Here is a 23,067-nt window from a genome sequence, read left to right on the forward strand (position 1 = left end):
TTTAGCGGTGTCTCCTGAATTCGATTGGCGTCATGCCGAATGTCTCTTTAAACTGCCGGCTGAAATAAGGCATGTAGCGGTACCCCACCTGGTCAGCCACCTCGTAAATTTTCACCTTCGGATCCTTCAGAAGCTCTCCCGCCCTCTCCATTCGCATCGTAATGACGTATTCGCTGAAGCCGACGCCCATCGCTTCCTTAAACATAAGACCTAAATAATTAGGGGAAAAAGCAAACCGGTCCGCCACTTCCTTCAGCGTCAGGGAACGGTTCAGATGCAGCTTCATATAAGCGATGACTTCTTGAATGAGCTTCGTATGCTTGCCCGGTTCAATAGAGGACGTCTCACTCAGCTGCTGATAACGGGGACCCGTACGGTTTGCAGCCTCCCGCCACTGCCTTTCTTCCTCCTGCCTTCTAGTGACCTCGTCCAGCTCCTTGGTTACGCGAACGAGCGCGTTAACCAGCTCGGAGTCGTCCATCGGCTTCAGCACGTAGCTGTATGCCCGTAGCGACAAAGCCTGCTTGACGTAATGGAAATCCTGATACCCGCTGACGAAAATCACTCTAAGACCCGAGCAGCTTTCGGTCTCCTGCGCCTTGCGGGCAAGCTCCAATCCGGACATGCTGGGCATATGTACATCCGTAACGAGAATGTCAACCTTCCCGTCCTTTAACACCTCATAAGCATCAAAGCCGTTGTTGACGGCTGCCACAACCTCAAGGCCGAGCTCTGTCCAGGGAATAAACAAACGCATGCCTTCCAGGTCAAGCACTTCATCATCCGCAATCAACACCTTATACATGAGGCATCTTCTCCCGTTCTCGCAGAATGGTTAAGCTTAAGCCGTGAAACGGCAGAACCGCCCCTATGCATAGGGACGGCGCTGACCGCTTGACCAAATTATACTCCACCAATAGTCTGGATGTTAATTGCCTTTCATGCTTTTTAAATTTTCCTGCCATCTAGCCGTCTTGTAAGCTAGCAGCTTGTCGTATCCAATTGCTTCGGCATCCTTCTGCGCTTTATCGAGGATCGCAAGAACCTCTTCATCGCTCTTCGCGTACAGCGCTTTTGCTCTTGCTTCCTTGTACAGCTCTTCGAAGGTTTGAGCGATAATGCCTTCCTCGGAATCCGGAGCCGGCGCAAGGTTGATGAATTCCGTAGCGTTCTTCTGCGTTTTCCACGTAATCGCATTTTGCCAGCGCGCTTCCCACGACTGCTGCTCTTCAGGCAAGGTCAGCTCGAATTTCATTTTGGACGTATCGATAAAGACGGTATTGCCGTTCCATTGGAAGTTAACCGTTGCATCCATCATTTTCGTGCGGCCTTCCACGTCGGAGGTGTAAGCATCCGTAAAGATTGGGGAACCGTCCGCGTCCGTGCCTTTCCAATAGATGCCTTCAGGTCCCCAGAACAAGGTGCGCGTGCCTTCAGGACCAGTCAAATAATCGAGGAAGGCGAAAATTTTCTCCGGATCTTTAGCCGATTTGGTAATGACGCTTACGTTCCAGCCCAGCTGCGTGTAAGTGCCTGCCCAAATTTTATTCTTATCGAGTCCTGCTTTATGAACCGGCCATACCATCATGTAACCCGAATTCGGATCCTTCTTCTTCAGCTCGGCATCGCCAACTGCGCCGTATTCCGTTGGGCTGGCGCCGGCAAATACCGCGGCCGTGCCGTTAAAGGCCTGCTCCTTCACTTGATCCTTCGTTTGCGTCAGGGCATCCGGAGACATCAGCTTCTCGCGGAACAGCTTGCTTGCGAACTGCATCGACTCGCGGAAGACCGGATCAAGGAACAGCGAAGTTAGCTTGTCGCCGCTTGGCACGGCACGGTTAGATACGTAAGCCGGCGAGTAATCCTCACCGAAGGCCGAATACAACACGTCGAGTCCTTGGCCGTCAATCGCCAAATCCGGGTTAAACGGCGTTACGTTCGGATATTTCTCTTTGACCATTTTCAGATAGTTGTAGAAATCGTCCGTTGTTTCGAGTGCCGGTTTGCCGAGCTCCTCATAGATCTTTTTATTCAAAAGATACCCGGCGTTGCCGTTAGGCTGGGACGTATACCAGTTCGGGAACTGATAGATCTTGCCGTCCTTCGAACGCAGCATGTTGATCGCCTCTTCGCCAACCCACTTCTTGAAGTTCGGATATTTATCGAGATAATCGTCAAAAGGAACCAGCATGCCCGCTTCGCGCAGCTTCTCGACATCCGCTCCGCGGTCCATCCAGATGACATCAGGCAGGTCTCCCGAAGCAATCATGGTGTTCAGCTTCTGTGCGGCATTGCCGCCCGATTGAACCGGCGTAATATCGACCTTCATATTGTCCTTAATCCATTTGGTTGCTTCATCCCCGCCCCAGGCTGGCATCGAATACCAGTCGTAATGCCCGTAAAAAGAGAACTTCAGCGGCTCGCTGCCAAGCTTCCATGCTCCCGAATCGCCAGCCGTGTTCGCGGGCGACTCGCTTTCAGCCGGCTTTTGGCTGTTTGTCGCTGCCGGTTCGTTATTTGTCTTGTTTCCGTTACCGCTGGAACATCCCGTCATTGCTAAAGTGATCGCCATTACGCTTGCTAGTCCAATCGTTGCCGATTTCCTCCATCTGCTCATCTTCATAATACCCCTCTCTCCCATGCTTTTAATTATGTTCAGCGGAAGCGGATTTGTCGATCCATGCTGCCGGGCAAGCGTATCCGTTTCACGTTGAAAACGCTGGTTGGACGCAAGCTCCCTATTCCTTCAAAGAGCCTACCAACACCCCTTTTACGAAATACTTCTGCACGAACGGATACACGGCGATAATCGGAATGGTCGCCACCATCATGGTAGCCATCGAAAGCGACTTGCTGGTCACGCTTTTCATCGAGCTGAGCCTGCTCTGGGATGCGGAATCCAGCTGCGAGAACTGCTCGCTCATAATATTGGAATTCAGAATCTGCTGAAGCATCGTCTGAATGGGAATAAGCTTTTCCTTCGTAATGTAGAGACTTGGGTAAAACCAGTCGTTCCAGTGCCCCACCGCCGTAAATAAGGCGAGAGTAGCGATAACGGGACCGGATAGCGGCAGAATAATGCGGAAGAACGTTGCCCAATAGCCGCAGCCGTCGATTTGCGCCGATTCCTCGAGACCTTTGGGAAGTCCCTGGAAGAAGGTCCGGAATATAATCATGTTCCATACGCTGATCAAACCCGGAATGATAAAGACAAGGAAGTTATCCATAAGGCCGAGACCGCGGATTAACAAGAATGTTGGGATAATGCCGCCGCTGAAGTAGAGCGTAACAATGCAGGCGATCATATAAAACTTGCGTCCGATCAGCTCGCGCTTGGTCATGCCGTAAGCAAATATGGCGGTAAACAGAATAGAGCAGGCTGTGCCAATCACCGTCCGCATTACTGAGATATAAAATCCGTTGATAATCCGTTTGTCCTGGAAAACGATTTCGTAGTTATCGACTGTAAAAGCCCTCGGCCAAAAGGTCACGCCGCCAAGCGCCGTGTCCATCCCCTTGTTAAACGAGATTACCGCGGCGTTCCAGAACGGATAAAAGGTAAAGAAGGCGATAACGGTCAGGCTGATATAAACGAAGATCGATAAGCTTCTATCGCTTAAGCTGGATTTGATTCTCATACGCGGGCGGTCCTCCTTGTGCGATTATGTGCTTGCCTTACCATAAGCTGTTGCCGGTTCTTCTTGCCAGCAGATTGGCAAAGGTGAGCAAGCCAACGCTGATAACGGCCTTAAACAAACCAACTGCCGTCGCATAGGAGAAGCGCTGTCCGGTTATCCCCGTTCTGTACACGTACGTATCCAGCACATCCGATACGTCTCTCAGCACCGGATTAACGCCGAGCAGGAGCAGATCCTCAAAGCCTGCGCTAAGCAGGTTGCCGATTGCGAGAATGAGGAAGATGATGACCACGGGCATAATCGTTGGAATCGTAATCATAAAGATTTGCTTGAACCGGCTTGCTCCGTCGATGGAAGCGGCTTCGTACATGTTAGGGTCAATGCCGGCAATTGCGGCCAGGTAGACGATAGAGCTGAAGCCGATCTCCTTCCAGACTCCCGTCGTTACGATAATCGTCCAGAAGTATTCCGGAATGGACAGGAAGCTGATCGGTTCTTTTATGAGTTGGATAGACTGGAGGAGAATATTCAAGCTGCCGTTCTCCACCGACAGGATCGACATCGCAAAGCCCGACACGATAACCCATGACAAGAAATGCGGCAAATAGCTCACTGTCTGTACAATGCGCTTGAAATACATGTTTTTCACTTCGTTGAGCATAAGCGCGAGAATGATTGGTGCAGGAAAGCCAAATAACAGCTTCAATACGCTGATGATAATCGTATTGCGCATCACCCGCTCAAACTCCGGTGCATGGAAGAACATTTCGAAATGCTTAAGCCCCACCCATGGACTATCCAAAAATCCTTTAAAAATGCTGTAATCCTGGAAAGCGGTCAGGACGCCGTACATCGGTATGTAACTGAATACGAAAATGAGCAGAAGCGCCGGAATAACCATCAGCTGCAAATCCCACTGTTTTAGCAACCGTGTAAGCTTGGATTTGCGCTTTAGCGCTTGTTCTTTCTTTGCAACGGTTACGGTGATTTCTGTCATTCGTTGTCCCCCTAAAAAGAATAACAACACGTTTTTGGTTGCGATTCTTACTTCGTAAACTTCAGCTAGAAGCGAGTGCCTTGCTTTTATTTTAGAATCGGAGAGGGTTCGTTACTATTTGCCAGACCAACGAAAAATGATACATTTCAATTGAATCATGTCAATATTAATAACATTGAATTCCGATGTATGCGGTTGCATTTTGGAGATGAGAAATGAATCCGTTTCCACCTCACATCGTTTGAAAGGGGCATGAAAACAAAAAAACTGCCCCTTTCGCTTACGCGTCAGGGGCAGTCAAGGTCAAAGGTAATCTTAGTACGTTACGAGGGAGAACACTTCCACGCCTTCCAGCTTCTCGCGGCCAGTCAGGTAGGACAGCTCGATCAGGAATGCAGCGCCAACTACTTCGCCGCCCAGCTGGCGGACAAGGTTCATCGAAGTCGCGATTGTACCGCCTGTAGCAAGCAGGTCATCCGCAATAAGTACGCGCTGGCCTGGAGAGATCGCGTCCTTATGCATCGCCAGGCTGTCATTGCCGTATTCCAGGTCGTAGCTTGCCTGGATGGTCTCGCCAGGCAGCTTGCCGCTTTTGCGGATTGGCGCAAAGCCAACGCCCAGCGCCGTAGCGAGCGGAGCGCCAACCACAAAGCCGCGCGCTTCCGGTCCGGCGATAATGTCGATTTTCAGATGCTCAACCGCTTTACGGATATCTTCGATAGCAGCGCGGTAAACGTCGCCATCCTTCAGAAGGGTTGTAATATCCTTGAATCTAATGCCTGGTTGCGGAAAATCGGGAATCACCCGGATGTAGTCTTTGAAATTAATTTCGCTCATTCTTTTGTTCAATCCTTTCTCTACTTCCCATATCAATTATGCCATTACTTCGTTTGGAACATACGGCGAACGCAGCCTTTCGGCTTCGCGTTTGGCCTCTTGATACCTCTGCGATGTACCAAGATCACGCTTTTGTGGTGCTTCGACAATGACGAAATGAGTACCGTCTACCGCAATAAAGCCAAGCTCGAGGAAGACCTCCAGCATGACGGTTATCATCTGCTCCGGCCAGCCGCATTGCTCGGACAGATATGTTTCAATCCCTTTTGCCGGGATGCGCTGCTTCCTTCTAAGCAGCTGGTAGACCTGTCCGAAGTGCTCCCGTTCAGGGAATCTGGCAAGCGCTCCTCCGAAATGCAGATCATGAATATGCAGCTGGGCTTTGCGCTGGCCGTTCCATTCGTTGATCGACAGCTCGCCTACGAGATCAACAGGAAGACCAGCCTGAAGCTGATTGGAGAGCTCTCCCAATCCGAAGCCTACCGCATCGAGAGAAGCACGTCCGCTGCGGAGCGACAGCTTCAAATGCCTGGCATCCTTGCCCATCGTTCTATAGTCCGACAGCTCGGCGGATTGCAGCAGCAGCCTAGGAGACGGATTGCCCGCTCCAAACGGCTCAAGCAGGGCAAGCTGACCAATCGTATGGACACTTGCGTCTCCAACCGAACAGACAAGGTCAATCGCAGTCCTCGGAATCCAATCCTGCTCCGTCAGCCATTCCATCGCCAGCTCTCCAAGCCTCTCTTCGAAAGCTTGCAGCTGATCGCGGTGAAGGCTCATGCCTGCAGCCGCCTGATGACCGCCGTAATGGTCCAGCAGTTCGTGGCATTCGGTTAACGCGGCGTGAAGATCATAACCTTCAATGGATCTGGCCGAACCTTTGCACATGCCGCTGTCCGGATCGATGCCAAGGATAATAACCGGCTTGTAATAACGCTCCAGGATCTTGGAGGCAACGATACCGATTACCCCGACGTTCCACCCTTCGCCGGCGAGCACGATGACGGCAGGCTCGGGTCTCGCAGCCGCCTGAGCAGCGTCCCTTTTCCCCTGCCACTGCTGCTCGGCTTCCTTCACAATGCCGTCCACGATTCGTTGTCTTTCCTTGTTGAGCACATCCAGAGAAGATGCAGCTCGAATTGCCTCATCGTAATCGCCGGTCGTCAGCAGCTCTACCGCGCGCTTCGCATGATCCAACCGGCCCGCAGCATTAATGCGGGGTGCCATGCCGAAAGCAACGGTCGTCGACGTAACTTGATCCAGCTCAATCCCGCAGGCTTCCGATAAAGCGCGGAAGCCGATATTGCCGGTATTTTGCAGCCGGGCGAGTCCCGCCCGAACCAATACCCGGTTCTCGTCCGTCAGCGGCATAATGTCTGCAATCGTGCCAAGGCTGACAATATCCGTCCATTCCATGGGCGGACGCCCCATCAGGGCCGTCGCTAACTTGAAGGCTACGCCAACGCCGGCCAAGCCTTTGAACGGATAGGGACAGTCCTCCCGCTTCGGATTAACGACGGCAACGGCACCCGGAATCCGCTCCGGCGGTTCATGGTGATCGGTTACGACGATATCAATGCCCAGCGACTTCGCGTATTCTACCTGCTCGAAAGCGCTGATGCCCGTGTCAACCGTAACGATAAGACGAACGCCGTCCGCCGCGGCCAAATCGATCGCCCCGTTATTAAGGCCGTAGCCTTCCAAAGCGCGATGCGGAATATAATAATCAAAGGTATAACCAAGTTCGCGGAAAACATGGATAAGCAGCGATGTGCTGGAAACCCCGTCGGCATCATAGTCCCCGTAAATGCGAATGAATTCGCCGTTATCTGCCGCTTGCCTAATCCGGGCAACGGCTTCCTTCATTCCAATCAACAGATACGGGTCGTGCAGCCGCTCTTCCCCTCCCCGCAGGAAGGTCTCCGCCGCTTCCTTATCCTTATAGCCTCTCTGGACAAGAAGCTTGGCAACAAGAGGAGGAATACCAAGCTGAGCTGACAGCTGTTCCGCCTGCTGTTCGTCCTCTTCATTCCAAGGCGCCAAATTCCAGCGTGTTTTTGCCTGTATCACGCTAAAGTTTCAACCCCTTTCCATTCTATTGCAGAAGCGTTGGCATATGCTCCTGGTTCGGGTCATGATTCGATTTGTACGGATAACCAGGATCGTAAGGCTCTACATGGATCGTCACGTCCGTAACATGACCAAACCGCGTAAGCAGCAGCTGCTTAACCCGCTTTGCAATTTCATGGCCTTCCAATACGGAAATACGCGGATTTACGCTAATTACAATATCGGCAACAACGTAATGCCCCAGTTCCTTGGCCTGAATCGATTCTACGGTAATAACCCCTTCTACCCGCTGAATCAGCTGCATCAGTATTTCCGTGTCCTCGTTTTGGGTTTCGGCCTTTGCATCTTTTCTTACAAAACCGGCTATCGTACGATAACCGCTTAACATGACAATAACTGCAATCACAATTGCAGCCGCAGGGTCCAAATAATACAGTGCCGGCAGCGCAGCAGCCTTCCCAAGCATAGCTCCCCCCGCTCCAACAAGCGCCGCAAGCGAGCAATACAGGCTTGAGCCTCGTTCTTTCTGGGAGAAGAACATCTCGCGTACGAGCAAACTTAGGAGAATGGCGGCAAGCGCGGTCCAGTGCGGCGGTTTATCTACTCCTTCCGCAATGGAACGAATGGCGGAAATGCCAATCTCCAGGCTCGTAATCAGAAAAAACACGGCCAGGAAAACATTCGTCAGTGCTTCTGTCCGCAGCACTGCAGCCGTTTTCTTGCTTCCGTCCTGCTTACCAGGCAGCAAAGCAAAAGCGGCGGCACATTCTGCCGCCGTACGGAAGGCATCGGCGAGCAGCGATTTGCTGCCCGCGAGTCCGCCTACTATGCCTTTAAACAACGCCAGCGCCGCAGTTCCCCATAAGCCTGCCTGTTCAGCCGGCTTTGCCTTCGCAAATCGTTGTTCGGTTGACATTTATGCCTCCAGCGTGGAATGGACCGCCGGTTATGGAACAAGCCCAGCTCCCATTCCACTTCTCATAGAGTATTTTTCTATATATGACGTTAATGCTTATACCGCTTTTTTAGCCGCTGCTTTCGTAGACGGCTTTTGCTTGCTCTTCATGACCATCCACAGCGGAGCCGCGATACAGATCGAAGAGTAAGCGCCGCTTGCAAGACCAATCATCTTCGCGAGTGCGAACAGCTTGATCGATTCGCTTCCGAAGATAAAGAGACAGGTTGCGATAATGAGAACGGCGAGTACCGTATAGATATTACGCGCCATAGTCTGCCACAAGCTTTGGTTAACAAGGTCGCCAATCTGGTCTGCATTTTTCGTTTTCGCAAAACGAAGATTTTCGCGGATCCGGTCAAAGATAACGATCTTATCGTTAATCGAGTAACCAATCGTTGTCAGTACGGCCGCGATAAACGGCAGGTCAACCTGAAGACGGAAAATCGAGAACATGGTAATAACGACAAAGGCATCATACAAAATCGCAATGTTCGCGGCAAGCGCCATACGCCATTCGAAACGGATCATAACGTAGAGCATAATCGCCACGCTCGCGATAATAACCGCATAAATTGCTTTAACGCCAAGCTCCTGCGCCATATCCGGCGATACAACGTTAACCTCGGAAGATACTTTATCGCCGTATTTTTCTTTGAAAGCATCCTCGATCGCTTTAACCTTCGCCTGTTCGAGGACGTCGTCGAAACGGGCCGATACGCGGTCGCCGTTAGTGCCGCCTACCGTAGGCGTAACATTGGTATAGCCTTGTTGGGACAAAATATCTTTGGCTTCCGCCTGGGTAATCTTCTTGCCTACGAGAATATCCATGTTGGTACCGGCCTTGAAGTCAACCCCGAAGTTCATATGGAAGATGCTGAGCATCAAGATGCCGACAACAGTCAAAATAGCCGAGAACAAGAAAAACTTGTTGCGGTGTTTAATAAAGTCGAACCGAACCTTTGCATTATAGAGCACGGATTTCTGCCTCCTTCACGCCGTAGTAGCCAGGTTTAGTAAAGAGGTTACTGCGGATCAGCAATTGAATCAGCAGACGCGCCAAGAAGATGTTGGTCACGATACTTACGAGAATACTGAAGATCATCGTCAGGGCGAAGCCGCGGATTGCGCCGTTACCGATGAAGTAAAGGACCGCACAAGAAATGATATTCGTTACGTTCGCGTCCATTATGGTACGGAACGAGTTTTTCGAACCGGCCTTCAGGGAAGACAGCAGGCTCTTGCCGCTGCGGATCTCTTCCTTGATCCGCTCGTACATAATGATGTTGGCGTCAACCGCCATGCCTATACCGAGCACAAACGCCGCGATGCCCGGCAAGGTTAGCGTAGCGTTCATCAGCTCAAACACCACAACGAGCAGCCAAGTGTAGGAAATAACCGTAATACCGGCCACAAAGCCAGGAACACGGAACAAGACGACTAGCAAAATCAAAATGATAATTGTGCCGATAACGCCAGCGCCTACTGTATCCTCAAGAGATTTTTGACCAAGCTTTGCGCCTACGCTTTGCGTATATTTCTCCGTCAGCTTCAGCGGCAATGCGCCGAGGTTGATCGTGTCTTTTAGGTTATTAGCCTCGTCAAGGGAATAGTTACCCGAGATTTGTGCCGTACCGCCTGTGATTGGATAGTTGACCGATGGGCTGGACAACAATTTGTCGTCAAGGTAAATCGACAACGTTTTGCCTGTCAGCTTTGTCGTAACGTCTTCGAATTTCTTAGCGTCTTTCAATTTAATGGTGATCATCGGTTTACCCAATTGGTCAAACTCGACCTTTGCACCATTTTGCACGAAGTCATTGCCTTGCAGCTCGACCGTGCCGTCCGGACCGCGGAATGTCAGATTAACCGGCTTTTTCAGCATTTCTCTGATTGCCGTTTCATCCGTAACGCCAGCGATCTTTACGCGAATCCGGTTGCTGCCTTCACGCGTAATTTCAGGCTCGGCAATCCCGTTCGCGTCAATCCGCTGCTCCAGGCTTTTTGCCGTTTCCTTGAGCGATTCAGGCGTTACCTGTTCGCCGCCTTCAAGTGGCGAGGCTTCGTACAAAACCTCGAACCCGCCTTTCAAATCAAGACCGAGCCGGATATCTTTGACAAGAGCCGGGCTCGTCCATGCGATAGCGCCAAACATGATGACAACGACCGCAAGGAAGGCAGTTAATCTCTTCCAGTTCATACGTACATAGTCCCCCTTAAGATCTCAATATTCCTATTATACTTAGGTTGTACTTGCGTGTAAAATTGCGCGAAAAAAAAAGAAAACCCTTCCGTTAGAAATGGTTTCCCCGAAAAGCGCTCAGCGTCATAAAATTCATAAATTTTGTCACTTTTAAGGACAAGATATCGTTTACGATCTGATGTAGCTCCGGCTGACCGGTCTTGTTGTATTTCTCGCTTACGCATTCCCAAATTTCTTTTCCCGTTACATGTTCATATCCGATGAGATGAAATTCTTCCGCCTTGCTGTTGCATAACTGTTCGATCGCGTTGTTCAGATCCTCATCTCCCACGGCTGTCTCCTCCTTCTGGCCTTGCAAATGCCCTATCCCCGATAGCGGTAACTGTCCTCTTACCTATTCGCTACTGCCCGTCGCTTTTCCTGCCGAAACTTTCGAATTGATAAATTTGGATGATTCATGATTCGGACATGCCGCGCATAAAGATGTAAGGATACAGTAGGTGGGATTATTGAAGAGATGAGGGCGAAGAATGACGAAGCAAACGTTTATAAAAGGGGCTATGATTCTGCTGGCTGCCGGCATCATCAACCGGCTGCTCGGTTTTGTTCCGCGTATTGCTCTTCCGAGAATTATCGGAGCGGAAGGCGTCGGGCTGTATCAGCTCAGCTACCCGTTCCTGACCGTTATGCTGACCGTTATTACAGGCGGCATTCCGCTCGCCATTACCAAATGGACGGCGGAAGCCGTATCCCGCGGCGACTCTAAGCGGGTCAAACAGATTTTTCGGACGGCCATGGGCCTTACAATCGTACTAGCTGTCTTAATGACCGCTGCGCTGCTCCTCTTTGCGAAATGGATTACGACCCATTTGCTTACCGACTCCAGAGTCTATCAGACGTTTATGGTCATGACGCCTTTGATGCTTATCATAGGAATTTCTTCGGTCTATCGGGGTTATTTCCAGGGCATGCAAAATATGATACCGTCCGCAGCCTCGCAAATCATTGAAACCATCATCCGAATTATCGGCTCCCTGGCCTTTGCTTCCATGCTGCTTCCTAAAGGGATCGAATGGGCTGCCGCCGGTGCCATGCTAGGGGTTGTTGCGGGAGAGATTGGCGCTCTTGCCGTTCTGCTCTGGACGTATGCTCAAGAACGCGGTAAGCAAAAACCCTCTCCCAAACGCACATCCGATGCTTTGCCAGAAGAAAACACCCCTGTGCTTCGCCGCCTGCTTGGCTTGTCCATTCCGGTAACCGGAAGCCGCATGGTCGGCTCCTTGTCCTATTTGCTGGAATCGATTCTGACCGCCCGAAGCCTTGCTGCCGCGGGAATTGCAACCGGTGCCGCCACTGCCCAATACGGCGCCCTTCAAGGGATGATCATTCCGCTGCTGCTATTGCCAACAGCGTTAACCTTCTCGCTTGCTTCTTCCCTCGTTCCTTCTTTGTCCGAAGCGGCGGCCAAGGGTGATAAAGCGATGATCCATATCCGAATGCATCAATCGATGCGGCTTGCTCTTGTCGCGGGAGCTCCGTTTGTTGTTGTGATGTGGCTGTTTGCCGAACCGATCTGCCGTTTGCTCTACAATCAGGCAGATATCGCTCCGATGCTTCAGTTGATTGCTCCGATCGGCATTTTTATTTATTTGCAAGCTCCCCTGCAAGCCGCGCTTCAAGCGTTGAACAAGCCTGGGACAGCGCTAATGAACACCTTTATCGGAGCTGCCGTCAAACTTGTACTAATCGTTATGCTCGCCTCAAAGCCCGAGCTTGGCATATACGGAGCGCTTATTGCCATTAACGTCAATATCGTGCTCGTTACGGTCCTCCATGGCATCAGCGTATTGCGCTTTATTGGCTTCCATATGCAAGTGCTGGATTTTGTAAAGGTTGGAGCAGCCATGGTGATAATGGGCGCCGCCGCAAGATGGTTGATGAACGCCAAGCCATTATCGCTGGAGTGGATCAATCTGATGCTGGCTTGCATGATCAGCGTAATCCTGTATCTGCTCTTAATGGTGTGGATGAAAATCATTGACCGCTACGATATCGCCCGCATCCCGGTTCTTGGACAATGGTTTAAATAAAAAATAAGCATCAAAAAGCCGTGCTTCCTTGTCCGGAAGCGAACCCCTGCATCGGTTACAGGGGTTCGTTCCCGGCTAGAAGCGCGGCTTTCTGTCGGTATCGATAAACAGCTTTCCTTTATGGTCAATCGTGCATAGAAAGACTTCCTTGAAATCGTGCACGCCCTGTTCCTGCAGCACATTTTTCAACCAGAATCTGGTTTTGTCCATTTTGGCCAAATTCTCATCCTGCACCTTTCCGTCCATAATGAGCGGAATCGGAACCATTTCGAACCGGAAGCGCCCCTGCGTCTGAGACTGCGGTTTTAGGATTGTCTTCTCTTCCGCATCGGCCTTTTGGTCCTTTGGTTCCTCCTGTGCCTTGTTTGCTTCTTTTTCTTTCTCTAAAACCGATAATTTCCCTGTTGTCTCGAGAATGGCAAACTCAACATCGGCAACCGTACTGATCTTGTTCTCCCTTAATTGGAGCAGCAGATCGTCCAGATTATAGCGCTGTTTCCGCATGACATCGCGGTTCAGCTTCCCTTTTGCTATTATGACGCTTGGTTTTCCGTCAAACCATAACCTCAGCTTGCGATTTTTTAAGGCAATAAACGCAATTGCTACCTGAATAATAAGCAGCACGACCATGGGCAAAATGCCTTCCCACATCGAACGTTCCACATCTTCGATTACGATAACGGCAATTTCGGCGATCATTACGGAAATCACCAGGTCAAATACGGAAAGTTTGCCAATTTCCCTTTTCCCCATAAAACGCATGATCAGAAATACGACGAAGTAAATCAATACGGTTCGGAGCAGCATGCTCCCATATTCCATCCTAACCGCCTCCTCGTTTTTGTCATGCCAACATCGGAACAGCCCGTACAGCTATTCTAGCCTTTGACATGACACATCATGCGAACGAAGGAGTAACGAATATATGGGTTTATAACCTATGGCAGTATAATAAAATAGATATATATGGTTGAAATAACAAGAGCAAGCAGCGTCAACGGCGCTCCGATTTTCAAGTAATCCAAGTAGCTGAAGCCTTTGCCTTCCCGCATGGCTAGACCGGCAACGACAACATTGGCCGATGCTCCGATCAGCGTCCCGTTTCCGCCGAGGCATGCGCCAAGCGACAACGACCACCATAGCGGATTCAGATCATCGGGATTCGCAATATTCATCTGCACGCCCAGATCTTGAATAAGCGGAATCATCGTGGCCACAAACGGGATATTGTCAATTGTCGCGGAAGCAATACCGGACACCCACAAAATGAGCATGGAGGTTTTTGTTGTATCCCCGGAAGTAATCTGCAGCGTGACATTCGCAAGATCGGAAATAATGTTTGTCTCCACCAGCCCGCCAACAAGCATAAACAATCCGATAAAGAAAAAGATCGTTTCCCACTCCACCATATCGAAAGCTGCTTCCGCGTCTTCCCGCTTCACCCCAATCAACATAAGAAGAGTGGCACCGCCAAGCGCGATAACCGCCGGTTCTATTCGGATAACCGAGTGTAGAGCAAAACCGGCAATCGTAAGCAGCAGGATCGTCAAGGACTTGATCATCAAAACACGATCTTTGATGTTATCCTCCGCTTTTAAATTCATAAGCTCCTTTTTGGATTCATCCGTCACGATCAGCTTCTTCCGGTAAATCCAGACAAGCAAGGCGATTGTAACGACAAGGATAACGATAATAACCGGAGCGAGATTGACGAGAAAATCGTTGAACGTTAAATTTTCGTTGGCCGAACCAATCATAATGTTGGGCGGATCTCCAATCAAAGTAGCCGTTCCTCCAATATTGCATGATAAAATTTCAGCCAAGAGGAAAGGAATCGGCGTGATCTTCAGTATCCGGGTAATTGAAAACGTAATCGGAACGATCAGAAGCACGGTCGTAACATTATCGAGAAAAGCAGAGCCAATCCCCGTAAGCAAAGACAAGATGATAAAAATCTTAACCGGATCGCCTTTTGCGGTCTGTGCCGCTTTAACTGCCGCATACTGAAACACGCCCGTCTTATTCGTTATGCCAACCAGGATCATCATCCCGATTAACAAGAAGATCGTTCCCCATTCGATGTGCTCGGTGAAGGCAAGCTTCATATCCAGTACGCCAAGCACAATCATAATGACCGCGCCAAATAAAGCGATGACGGTACGGTTTATTTTCTCCGTAATAATGATGGCATACGTCACGAGGAAAATAACGACAGCCGCAGTAACCTGCCAGGCGGCAGGATGGTATATCGGTTCCAAACCAACAACTCCTTGTTTAAGCAATTCAAACAGCAATGCACATTATACAAAAAAACTGTAAATAACGTCCAGTCTAATCCAAACGTTAGGTCTAATCGGGCCAGCTTGACCATAAGGTGTACTAATAGTCTTGTACAAGGGGGGATAAAATGAATTCGATTAAATCGATCGCCCGGCCGCCGCGTATCGGCTCTCCGCTTATTGCAGGCGTTATGTATTCGATTATTTGGCTTGCGATAGGCGCGCTATTGCTTTCGTTTCTGCTGTATTTCAGCAGTATGAAGGAAAACAACCTTCCTCAATACGCGCTTACCGTTCATGGCTTCTCCGCGTTAGCCGGCGGTTTTGTATCGGGCAAACGCTCCGGCATGAAAGGCTGGTATTATGGCGCCATGCTTGGTTTAATTTACGGCATTACCGTTCTGACCATCGGTTTCCTTGCAGCCAACAGCGGATTGTCCGGCAAAAGCGCCATTATGCTGCTTGCCGCCATGCTGGCTGGAGCATTCGGCGGAATGATCGGGGTTAATCTTAAAAAATAACGGTAATGAACGACCTTGCCGCTGCACATACTACATACAAGCAAAAAAGAAGCTGACCATAAGGTTCAGCTTCTTTCCATTTGAAGTTATTCCGTTGCTGCCGGTGCGCTGTTCAGTACGGAGCTGATTGCGCTGCGGTCGAACGTCATCTTTGTTGTATCATTCACGCGAAGAACAACAGTGTCGTCCGTCAGCTCAACGATCGTGCCGTGAAGGCCGCCAATCGTTTGAATTTTATCGCCCTTCTTCAGCTGGCTGAGAAGCGAGTTCCGCTGTTTCGTTTTCTTCTGTTGCGGACGGATAAGCAAGAAATAGAACACCGCAAACATCAGAATAAAAGGCCAAATCATTTGGAAAATATTCGTGCTGCCTGCATCGCCTGCTGCTAAAAATGTCGTCATGGAAATTCCCCCCTTTCCCTAAAATCTAAGCTTAAAAGCCCTTCTCGTTATCAAACAGTCCATACTTGGTGAAAAATTCGTCGCGGAAATCAAGAAGCCTGTCTTCCATAATCGCCTGACGCACATCACGCATGAGCTGTAATAAGAAATGCAAGTTGTGATAGGTCGTAAGCCGGATGCCGAACGTTTCGTCTGCTTTGAGCAAATGACGGATATACGCTCTCGAGTAGTTTTGGCAAGTGTAGCAGGAGCATTCCGGATCAAGCGGCCCAAAATCCTCGGCGAATTTCGCGTTGCGTACAACGAGACGGCCTTGGCTTGTCATTGTTGTCCCGTTACGGGCAATACGCGTCGGCAATACGCAGTCGAACATATCCACACCGCGGATCGAGCCCTCAATCAATGCGTCCGGCGAACCAACGCCCATCAAATATCTTGGTTTGGTTGTTGGCAGCTCAGGTACCGTGTAATCAAGCACTTCATACATCAAATGCTTAGGCTCGCCTACACTCAGTCCACCAATAGCATACCCCGGGAAATCCATGGAAGTCAAATCCTTAGCGCTTTGGATCCGCAGGTCTTTATACATGCCGCCCTGGACGATTGCAAACAATCCTTGGTCATGTTTGCGGGCATGGGAGTTAAGGCATCTCTCCGCCCAACGCGTAGTGCGCTCAAGAGATTGCTTCACGTAATCATAATCAGCCGGATACGGCGGGCATTCGTCAAAGGCCATCATAATATCCGAGCCAAGCGCGTTCTGGATCTCCATCGCCTTCTCCGGAGAGATAAACAGCCTGTCCCCGTTCAGATGGGAGCGGAATTGAACGCCCTCTTCCGTAATTTTGCGCATGTCGCTTAAGCTGAATACTTGGAAGCCGCCGCTGTCGGTAAGAATCGGACGGTCCCAGTTCATGAATTTGTGAAGGCCTCCTGCCCGGCCGACAATGTCATGGCCAGGGCGAAGGAACAAATGGTACGTGTTGCTCAAAATAATTTGAGCGTCCATCGTTTTTAATTCTTCCGGACTCATCGTCTTAACGGTTGCCTGAGTCCCTACCGGCATAAACGTTGGCGTCTCGATAACGCCGTGCGGAGTGTGGACCCGTCCAAGACGCGCGCCGGACTGCTTGCAAACTTTAATTAATTCGTATTTTACAGCCACTAGTCATTCTTCCTGTCTACTTGGAATTATCGTGCTTGCGCAAGCTGGTGCTAATAGATAAACATGGCGTCGCCGAAGCTGAAGAACCGGTATTCTTCGCGGACAGCTTCCCCGTAAGCCTTCATAATCGCATCCCGTCCGGCCAGTGCGCTGACCAGCATAACAAGCGTCGATTTCGGCAAATGGAAGTTTGTCAGCAAGGCGTCTACCAGCTTAAAGTTGTATCCCGGGAAAATAAAAATATCCGTCCACCCGTTGCATGCCTCAATAGGTCCGCCTTCAAATCTTGCCGCTACCGTCTCGAGCGTTCTCGAAGATGTTGTGCCCACAGCTATTATACGGGCTCCCGACGATTTGGCTTCATTTATTATTGCGGCATTTTGTTCATCCAGCTCGTAATACTCCGAATGCATCTCATGCTCTTCAACCTTATCAACGGACATAGGCCGGAACGTGCCAAGCCCGACATGCAGGGTAATGTAGGCAAGCTTAACCCCTTTGTCGACCAGCTTCTGCAGAAACTCCTTCGTAAAATGAAGCCCTGCCGTAGGAGCTGCCGCCGAGCCTTCATGCTTGGCATACACGGTCTGGTAGCGTTCCCGCTCCTCCAGTCGCTCCTTGATATAAGGAGGCAGAGGCATTTCCCCGAGACGGTCAAGCAGCTCCTGGAAGATGCCTTCATACTGGAAGCGGATCGTCCGCGAGCCCATATCTCCTTCATCCTCGACGACCGCGCGGAGCAGCGGCTCGCCGCTGCCGTTGTCGCCGAACCACAGCTCCGAGCCTGCCTTTAGACGTTTAGCCGGCTTGGCCAAAGTCTCCCAGCGGTCTCCCTCCAGCTGTTTCAGAAGCAAGAGCTCAATCTTCCCGCCTGTATCGGGCTTTACGCCTGTGAGACGGGCCGGGATAACGCGCGTGTTGTTCAGAACAAGCACATCGCCCTCTTTCAAATACTCGGCAAGATCCGTAAAGGTACGGTGCGCGATTTCGCCCGTCTTTTTGTTAAGCGCGAGAAGTCTCGATGCCGTACGTTCCGCAAGAGGCGTTTGGGCGATCAGATGCTCGGGCAGTTCAAAATCAAACCAATCTACGTTCATGAATCAATCATTCCTTAGCGATGGTTACATCTTTATAGTAGTATTGCAAGATATAAGAGTAGTCATACCCTTGCTGAGCGAGACCTAATGCTCCATATTGGGATAATCCGATTCCGTGGCCGTAACCCGATCCGGCAAACCGGAAGGAAGGATCCTTGGTTGTCGCGCGGATCTGGCTGTCCCCGTTCATGACAACAACATTGCCGTCCGCCTGCGTGACTTGACCGCCGGCCTGAATCATATACACGCGCTGCGCGGAAGAAGTCTTCGTGCGGGTCGAACCGTTAGCGCCAAGCATGGTCACCTTCCCCGTCTCGTCTACCTTAAACAGCGTGCTAGGCAAACCGCCAAGCGCCGAACGAAGCACATCTGGATATTTTACATTGTAGGACTGTCCATTGACAAGCAATTGCGTAACACGGCCGGAAGGACCTGTTGTTCCGACCTGCAAGGAAGTTATCGGACCCGTAACGCTCGCCTGCTTTGTCATCGTAGCGAGAAGCTCCGAAGACGTAAACGGTCCTTTCACCCACGACATCGCATTATTCTCGACCGCTTTGTCCAGAACGGCAACAACCGTCCCTTTGTTCGCTTGTCCCACCAACGCGACGGAATCTTCCACCTTCGGATTTTTCCGGACCTTCGAGCCGTCCGTGTTTACGGTCATAAGCTTTACGCCCGCCGCATTCGTCTGACCCGAATCGGTCAGCAGATCCTCGCGGATATAACCGGTCTCATTGTTCGGAAGAACAACGCGATACCAGGAATACAAGCCCTTCTCCGAGGAGTTGTCCGTCGGACTGGAAACGCTCTTCAGATAGGCAACGGAATTACCCCAAACCTCTGAAGCATCGGCTGTTTTGCCGCCGCCGCTCGACGAGAACAGCGCCTCAATCAGTTTGCCTTTGTACAGCATCACTTCGCCGGCCGTCTCGTCTACCGCTTGAATAGTAGAAGGCTTCTCGGTTACAGTGCCCTGATATTCCTGGCTGCTTACGGTATCCACCACGTTGGCGATTTGGAAGCCGGCACCCTGATACAACGCATACGTGCGCGCTGCTACCGCCTGTGCTTTAAGCGCTTCAAGCGGCCATGACGCGATCATCTCCCCGCCAACTACCGAGTACAAATATTGCTCGAACGGCAGCTCGTTAACAACGGCGAGCTTGCCATTAAATTCGCTAACCTCGAATTGCCCCCGGTAAGTCCGGCCGCTGCGCTCCGTCAGCTTGATCGTGCTGTCGCCGGCCGGCATAATCCGTACCTTTGCATTGTTGACAGGGAACGCGTAAAGCGTAACCGGGCTGTCCGCTTTGCCGCTTAACGTATGGTCATTGCGTTCCAGAAGATAAGCGGAATCATCCGCTGTCTTCAGCCCGCTGCCCGCTGCGCCGGCAGCCGTCTTGACTACATTAAGCTCAGCCGTGCTGGCTGCGGCGCCAACAAACACGGAATAGCGCGCATTAGCGCTGCCGTTAGCTTTGCGTACGCCTACGAATGCATCCACTCCGGCTGCGCTAAAGGCTTCGGAAGCTTTAACCGCCTCTGCTTCGGAAGCATAAGCCGTCGCGCTCTCCAAGTGGAACGGCCCTTGAATGGCCGCTGTGGCACTGCCGATCAGCTTGCTGATCGTGCTGTCCGCCGTCCATTTGGTCATGGCAGCCGTTGCATCTGCCGCATTGCCGTATGTACCTTCCGCTACCTGATAAACCGTCTTGCCTTTTTTCTTCAGGGATGTAATAAACCCGCTGCCCGACAAAGCCTGCAGCCTTTTATAAACGGCAAGAGCCGTATCGAAGCTTTCCGTCTCGATAACTTTTACCTTGTAGTCGTCCTTAGCAATGCGGGACTGCACATTCGCCCCGGCATTGATCCACGGTACCGTACCCGAAGGATCGCTCATGCCAATTGTCAAACCGCCGGCGGAAGAAAATGTAGCCGCAGCCGTGTTTGCCTGATATTTCCCCGGCAGCTGCAGATAGATAGCAACACGAATCGTATCAAGCTGCGGAACGGCGCCAAGCGACGGCCTCACCGACCAAGTCGATACAAACAAAAGTCCGGCGATCGTAAGCAGGGATAACCGCTTGAACGACCAGCGTTGAAAATTCATCAAAGATTCCCCTTTTCCCTCTCATGTTGCGGCGGCAAGGTGCAGCCATTCACGGAACAGCTTTGCTCCGTACGTCCAAACCAGTCATATCTTCGTTTCGCAATATAACGGTACAACAAGTCGCCAACCCGGCTTAAACCGGGCAATCGGTAAAGCGAAGCAAGCAGGCGGAAGCCTTTTATGGTGCGCAAAATCCGGACAACGCCGTCAGCGCCGGCATACAGCCGGCCCTTTTCGTCCGCGACATGCATCTTCTCGTATAGGTCCGTCTCTGCGGCCTTTTCAATTCCCGGAACATGGTTACCTGCCCCATCAAGCGATTGAATGGGAACAAAAATCAGATCCGCGTTGGAACGCAGCTCTTTCAGCTTGCTCACCGTCCCCGTACACAGATTGCAGGTTCCGTCATATACGACATACAGCTTCTCCCGCTCGCTCTTCATTGTCCTCACCTTTCCGGTATAGGCATCCCGAGATGACGGTAAGCCTGATCCGTAGCGATCCGGCCCCGCGGCGTCCGCTGCAGGAAGCCGATCTGCATCAAATAAGGCTCGTACACATCCTCAATCGTCTGGCTCTCTTCGCCGATGGATGCGGCAATCGTATCCAGGCCGACAGGACGGCCGGCAAACGTCGTCATCATCGCCAGCAGCATCTTATGGTCGATACTATCGAGTCCCATCGGATCGACCTGCTGCAGCTCCAGCGCAGACTTTGCAATCTCATGCGTAATAATGCCGTCTCCTCGCACCTGCGCATAATCGCGTACCCGCTTCAAGAGGCGGTTCGCAATACGCGGCGTTCCCCGGGAACGCATGGCGATTTCTTCCGATGCTTCGCCGATTATAGCAATGTCAAAAATTTCGGCCGAGCGGGATACGATGTAAGCCAGCTCATCCACCGTATAAAACTCCAATCGGCTGATTACGCCAAACCGGTCGCGCAGCGGCGCCGACAGAAGACCCGCTCTTGTCGTAGCGCCAATTAACGTGAACGGCGGCAGGTCGAGACGCACAGAACGCGCGCTGGGCCCTTTGCCGATCATAATGTCCAGCGCGAAATCCTCCATCGCCGGATAGAGCACTTCCTCAACCGTCCGATGAAGGCGGTGGATTTCGTCAATGAACAGCACATCGCCCTCCTGCAGATTGGTCAGCAGGGCGGCAAGGTCGCCGGGACGTTCGATTGCCGGGCCCGACGTTGTGCGCAAATTAACGCCAAGCTCATTGGCGATAATGTTCGACAGCGTTGTTTTCCCGAGGCCGGGAGGGCCGTACAGCAGAACGTGATCCAGCGCTTCCTTCCGCATCTTGGCCGCGTCTATATAAATCTTCAAATTTTCCTTTGCTTTGGACTGCCCGATATATTCGGCCAAATACCGGGGGCGCAGGCTTAATTCCATCGCCTGCTCATCCATCATCAGGTTAGCGGATATAATCCGATCTTCCACCCTCGCTCAGCTCCTTTATGTTAGCCTTTAAACAGCTGCTGCAAGGCACGTTTCATTAATGAATCTACCGTTTCGTCCGCGGTTACCGACGGAGCGAGAGTATTCCACGCCTTATCCAGCTCGGCAGCCGTATAACCAAGCGCGGCAAGCCCGTCGCGCGCTTCTTCCCAGGCTGTTCCGGCGCCTTGCTGGGCGCTTGCCGCGGAAACAGGCTGATGAGGCGCAAGCCCCGCTGCGGCCAGAAGCCCGGCATCCGTGGCAAAGCCGGCCAGCTTATCCTTAAGGTCAAGAATCATGCGCTGGGCCGTCTTTTTGCCAATGCCCGGAAGTCTCGTCAGGAACGCGATATTCTCCTGCTGAATCGCGCCGATAACGGCATCCGGACGCCCGCCGGCCAGAATGCCAAGCGCCACTCTCGGACCGATGCCCGACACCTCCAGCAGCTTGCGGAACAAGGTCTGCTCCTCCCTCGACTCGAAGCCGTACAGAAGGATCGCATCCTCGCGGACATGATGGTGAATATAAATGGTAACGGTACCTTCCTTGCCCGCGAAGGCATAAGGATTAGGCGTAAACACCCGGTAGCCGACATCTCTGACATCCAATACGACATATTCGGATTCTACATGAGAAATAAGTCCGCGTAAAAAATCGATCATCGAAGCACCTCGTTAATTTTTTGCGACATTCCCGAAGAATGGGCATGACAGATCGCTACCGCAAGCGCATCCGCGACATCATCCGGCTTCGGTATGGCCGACAGCTTAAGAAACATTTTGACCATTTCCTGCACCTGGCGCTTCTCTGCTTTGCCGTAACCTACAACGGCCTGCTTTACCTGAAGCGGCGTATACTCCGCTACCGGCAGTCCCCGCTGGGCAGCGGCCAGAATAATAACCCCTCTCGCCTGCCCTACGGCAAATGCCGTGGTTACGTTGCGGTTGAAGAACAGCTTCTCAACGGCAACGGTATCCGGCTTATACTTATCCATCAGCGCAGCCGCGGAGTCGTAAATCTGCACTAGCCTCTCTTCCTGAGGCGTATGGGCAGCCGTCTGAATACAGCCGTATTGCACCGGCTTCAGCTTATGGCCATCCTTATCAATAAAACCAAATCCCGCGATCGCAATGCCGGGGTCTATACCAAGAACGCGCAATCCGCCAACTCCTTTGCGGCAGTCGTTACCGCTTCTTATCCGTCCATTATAGCAAAAGATGGACCGTATGAGAACACGCGTTTGAGATCCCCGAG

Annotated in this window: 22 protein-coding genes; 2 read left to right on the forward strand and 20 right to left on the reverse strand. The window is 51.4% G+C overall.

Features of this window, described 5'->3' with window-relative positions:
- Position 1: 1 nt before the first annotated feature.
- The 10 genes from WFK81_RS00320 to WFK81_RS00365 form a co-directional block, all read right to left on the reverse strand.
- A complete protein-coding gene (locus WFK81_RS00320; RefSeq protein WP_336784483.1) occupies positions 2-805 on the reverse strand; it encodes a response regulator transcription factor in 804 nt (267 codons plus the stop codon).
- Positions 806-928: 123 nt separating this feature from the next.
- Positions 929-2,623: an extracellular solute-binding protein gene (locus WFK81_RS00325; RefSeq protein WP_336784484.1), complete on the reverse strand. Its 1,695-nt coding sequence runs from the start codon at positions 2,621-2,623 to the stop codon at positions 929-931.
- Between the two features lie 115 nt (positions 2,624-2,738).
- A complete protein-coding gene (locus WFK81_RS00330) occupies positions 2,739-3,638 on the reverse strand; it encodes a carbohydrate ABC transporter permease (RefSeq protein WP_127494525.1) in 900 nt (299 codons plus the stop codon).
- A gap of 37 nt (positions 3,639-3,675) precedes the next feature.
- Positions 3,676-4,635 (reverse strand): ABC transporter permease, encoded by a 960-nt coding sequence (locus tag WFK81_RS00335; protein WP_336784485.1) that lies wholly within the window; start codon positions 4,633-4,635, stop codon positions 3,676-3,678.
- 315 nt (positions 4,636-4,950) lie between these two features.
- Positions 4,951-5,463 carry an adenine phosphoribosyltransferase gene (locus tag WFK81_RS00340; protein WP_127494695.1) on the reverse strand — a complete coding sequence of 171 codons (513 nt, stop codon included), beginning with the start codon at positions 5,461-5,463 and terminating at the stop codon, positions 4,951-4,953.
- Between the two features lie 45 nt (positions 5,464-5,508).
- Positions 5,509-7,542, reverse strand: a complete 2,034-nt coding sequence (gene recJ / locus WFK81_RS00345) for a single-stranded-DNA-specific exonuclease RecJ (protein ID WP_336784486.1) — start codon at positions 7,540-7,542, stop codon at positions 5,509-5,511.
- Between the two features lie 25 nt (positions 7,543-7,567).
- Positions 7,568-8,458 carry a cation diffusion facilitator family transporter gene (locus WFK81_RS00350; protein ID WP_336784487.1) on the reverse strand — a complete coding sequence of 297 codons (891 nt, stop codon included), beginning with the start codon at positions 8,456-8,458 and terminating at the stop codon, positions 7,568-7,570.
- Positions 8,459-8,554: 96 nt separating this feature from the next.
- Entirely contained in the window at positions 8,555-9,475 is a 921-nt protein-coding gene (gene secF / locus WFK81_RS00355; protein WP_336784488.1) for a protein translocase subunit SecF, read from the reverse strand.
- Entirely contained in the window at positions 9,465-10,697 is a 1,233-nt protein-coding gene (gene secD / locus WFK81_RS00360; RefSeq protein WP_336784489.1) for a protein translocase subunit SecD, read from the reverse strand. Before secD ends, secF begins: the two co-directional genes overlap by 11 nt.
- A 94-nt stretch (positions 10,698-10,791) precedes the next feature.
- Complete coding sequence (locus WFK81_RS00365; protein ID WP_336784490.1) at positions 10,792-11,031, reverse strand: post-transcriptional regulator; 240 nt, start codon at positions 11,029-11,031, stop codon at positions 10,792-10,794.
- A 199-nt stretch (positions 11,032-11,230) separates the two neighbouring features.
- Between WFK81_RS00365 and spoVB the strand changes: the two genes are divergently transcribed.
- The gene (gene spoVB, locus WFK81_RS00370) at positions 11,231-12,790 is read left to right on the forward strand and encodes a stage V sporulation protein B (RefSeq protein WP_336784491.1); all 1,560 of its coding nucleotides are present in this window, start codon (positions 11,231-11,233) and stop codon (positions 12,788-12,790) included.
- A gap of 75 nt (positions 12,791-12,865) precedes the next feature.
- Here the strand turns inward: spoVB and WFK81_RS00375 are convergent, their stop codons facing one another.
- Together WFK81_RS00375 and WFK81_RS00380 are read right to left on the reverse strand one after the other, a co-directional pair.
- Positions 12,866-13,612, reverse strand: a complete 747-nt coding sequence (locus tag WFK81_RS00375; protein ID WP_336784492.1) for a DUF421 domain-containing protein — start codon at positions 13,610-13,612, stop codon at positions 12,866-12,868.
- 116 nt (positions 13,613-13,728) lie between these two features.
- Positions 13,729-15,048: an ArsB/NhaD family transporter gene (locus WFK81_RS00380; protein ID WP_336784493.1), complete on the reverse strand. Its 1,320-nt coding sequence runs from the start codon at positions 15,046-15,048 to the stop codon at positions 13,729-13,731.
- A gap of 149 nt (positions 15,049-15,197) precedes the next feature.
- On the opposite strand from WFK81_RS00380, the gene WFK81_RS00385 reads away from it, so the two are divergent.
- Positions 15,198-15,590, forward strand: a complete 393-nt coding sequence (locus WFK81_RS00385) for a TIGR04086 family membrane protein (protein ID WP_336784494.1) — start codon at positions 15,198-15,200, stop codon at positions 15,588-15,590.
- Between the two features lie 86 nt (positions 15,591-15,676).
- Here the strand turns inward: WFK81_RS00385 and yajC are convergent, their stop codons facing one another.
- The 8 genes from yajC to ruvC are packed head-to-tail and all read right to left on the reverse strand — an operon-like array spanning position 15,677 to position 22,972.
- Positions 15,677-15,991: a preprotein translocase subunit YajC gene (gene yajC, locus WFK81_RS00390; protein ID WP_336784495.1), complete on the reverse strand. Its 315-nt coding sequence runs from the start codon at positions 15,989-15,991 to the stop codon at positions 15,677-15,679.
- A 31-nt stretch (positions 15,992-16,022) separates the two neighbouring features.
- Positions 16,023-17,156, reverse strand: coding sequence for a tRNA guanosine(34) transglycosylase Tgt (gene tgt, locus WFK81_RS00395; RefSeq protein WP_336784496.1), 1,134 nt, complete (start codon positions 17,154-17,156; stop codon positions 16,023-16,025).
- A 50-nt stretch (positions 17,157-17,206) separates the two neighbouring features.
- Positions 17,207-18,253 (reverse strand): tRNA preQ1(34) S-adenosylmethionine ribosyltransferase-isomerase QueA, encoded by a 1,047-nt coding sequence (gene queA, locus WFK81_RS00400; protein ID WP_336784497.1) that lies wholly within the window; start codon positions 18,251-18,253, stop codon positions 17,207-17,209.
- A gap of 7 nt (positions 18,254-18,260) precedes the next feature.
- Positions 18,261-20,366 carry a SpoIID/LytB domain-containing protein gene (locus tag WFK81_RS00405; RefSeq protein ID WP_336784498.1) on the reverse strand — a complete coding sequence of 702 codons (2,106 nt, stop codon included), beginning with the start codon at positions 20,364-20,366 and terminating at the stop codon, positions 18,261-18,263.
- Positions 20,366-20,809 (reverse strand): thiol-disulfide oxidoreductase DCC family protein, encoded by a 444-nt coding sequence (locus WFK81_RS00410; protein ID WP_336785452.1) that lies wholly within the window; start codon positions 20,807-20,809, stop codon positions 20,366-20,368. Before WFK81_RS00410 ends, WFK81_RS00405 begins: the two co-directional genes overlap by 1 nt.
- Positions 20,810-20,814: 5 nt before the next feature.
- The gene (ruvB, locus tag WFK81_RS00415; protein ID WP_336784499.1) at positions 20,815-21,816 is read right to left on the reverse strand and encodes a Holliday junction branch migration DNA helicase RuvB; all 1,002 of its coding nucleotides are present in this window, start codon (positions 21,814-21,816) and stop codon (positions 20,815-20,817) included.
- Positions 21,817-21,836: 20 nt separating this feature from the next.
- A complete protein-coding gene (gene ruvA / locus WFK81_RS00420) occupies positions 21,837-22,475 on the reverse strand; it encodes a Holliday junction branch migration protein RuvA (protein WP_336784500.1) in 639 nt (212 codons plus the stop codon).
- Positions 22,472-22,972, reverse strand: a complete 501-nt coding sequence (ruvC, locus tag WFK81_RS00425) for a crossover junction endodeoxyribonuclease RuvC (RefSeq protein ID WP_336784501.1) — start codon at positions 22,970-22,972, stop codon at positions 22,472-22,474. Before ruvC ends, ruvA begins: the two co-directional genes overlap by 4 nt.
- Positions 22,973-23,067: the final 95 nt, after the last annotated feature.

The organism is Paenibacillus sp. MMO-177, from assembly GCF_037147795.1.
Taxonomy (GTDB): Bacteria; Bacillota; Bacilli; order Paenibacillales; family Paenibacillaceae; genus Pristimantibacillus.